This is a genomic window from Mesorhizobium sp. M7D.F.Ca.US.004.03.1.1 (assembly GCF_003998635.1).
In the GTDB taxonomy this organism is placed as follows: domain Bacteria; phylum Pseudomonadota; class Alphaproteobacteria; order Rhizobiales; family Rhizobiaceae; genus Mesorhizobium; species Mesorhizobium loti.
Map to the genome: position 1 here is coordinate 1 of NZ_RZQG01001710.1, position 535 is coordinate 535.

At 61.3% G+C, this 535-nt stretch carries 1 protein-coding gene; it reads right to left on the bottom strand.

Annotation, left to right across the window (positions count from 1 at the left end; translation table 11 throughout):
* Positions 1 to 535: TOBE domain-containing protein (locus tag EN935_RS39635; RefSeq protein ID WP_127374437.1), on the bottom strand; the 535-nt coding region annotated here is incomplete at both ends.

Below are 535 nucleotides of genomic sequence, written 5' to 3' on the forward strand. Positions count from 1 at the left end.
GCTTTTGCAGCGCAAAGGAATGTCCGTCCGCATCGAAGATATGCAGATCCTCGCCATTGGCGCTCAGCCGCAATGTCGAACCGCGCTTGACCTCGACATTGCCGGGCAGCTTGGTCACCAGCGGCAGATCGGCGCGGCCGATGTCGATATAAACCAGCTGAACCTCACCGAGCTGCTCGACATAGTCGACCGTTCCCTCGAACAGATAGTCGGCGCCGCTGGAGATGATCAGATCTTCCGGCCGCACCCCGAAACTCACCGCGGTACCTTTCGCCGAAGCCGGCGTTGTGATCGGCACGGTTGCCTTGCGCCCGCCGACATGGCTGACGACGGTCGGGTTGCCGGTCTTGTCGATGGTCGCCGGCAGGATGTTCATGGCCGGCGAGCCGATGAACTGGGCAACGAACAGATTGCCGGGTTTCTTGTAGAGGTCCATCGGCGTGCCGACCTGCTCGATATGGCCATCCTTGAGCACCACGATGCGGTCGGCCAGCGTCATCGCCTCGACCTGGTCGTGGGTAACGTAGATCATGGT